The 703-nt window shown below is 35.7% G+C and carries 1 protein-coding gene and 1 rRNA gene; one reads left to right on the plus strand and one right to left on the minus strand.

Annotation, left to right across the window (positions count from 1 at the left end; genetic code table 11):
• Nucleotides 1-167 precede the first annotated feature (167 nt).
• Nucleotides 168-277 (plus strand): 5S ribosomal RNA (rrf, locus tag EAH81_RS27265).
• Between the two features lie 153 nt (nt 278-430).
• Here rrf and EAH81_RS27270 read toward each other — a convergent pair.
• The coding region (locus EAH81_RS27270; RefSeq protein ID WP_140512115.1) for a transposase at nt 431-703 on the minus strand (273 nt) is incomplete at its 5' end.

The following is a 703-nucleotide window of genomic DNA, read 5'->3' on the forward strand; positions in this document are numbered from 1 at the left end:
CGTAAGCTTATGTACACCCTTTTCTCCCGACTGCGGTCGGGAGAAGAAACTTTCTAAAACTAAAATACTTTCTTTATCTCAGTATGTTAAGATATTACTCTTAATTATGAATTGTTAATTATCAATTATTAATTAAAAGAAAATTGCCCAAAGCAATTATAACTTCTTAAGGTGGTTATTGCGGCGGGGCTCACCTCTTCCCATCCCGAACAGAGTAGTTAAGCCCGCCTGCGCAGATGGTACTGCAGTTATGTGGGAGAGTATGTCGTCGCCTTTCTTTTGAAAATCCTCATCATTTACTTGATGAGGATTTTTTTTGTTTACAAAATACTGGAATTATGTACGAGCTACAATTGCTATCGGCAATCGTCATCTTTTGGATCAAACGCAAAGCTTGGGATCAAGACGAAAACCTGTGGAGTAGCAAAAATTAAGCATAAATATTAGTTAGTCTGAAAAGGAAGTATTCTATATTTCTAACGCCCCTGAATTTTGACCTAAATGCTTTTATTTTTGCGTTGAAAGATTCTGCCGAAGCGTTGGTGCTTCTGTTGTCAAAATAATTCAATATGGTTTGATAATGATTTATAATTGTGCGAGAGATTGTACCAAAAGATTTAAATCCAGATTGATTTACTTTTTCGTGCCATTTGGCTAGTTTAGCAAAGCCTATGATTTTATCTTTTGTGTTCTCAAAGATTCC

This window comes from Flavobacterium pectinovorum (genome assembly GCF_006438875.1).
Classification (GTDB): Bacteria; Bacteroidota; Bacteroidia; order Flavobacteriales; family Flavobacteriaceae; genus Flavobacterium; species Flavobacterium pectinovorum_A.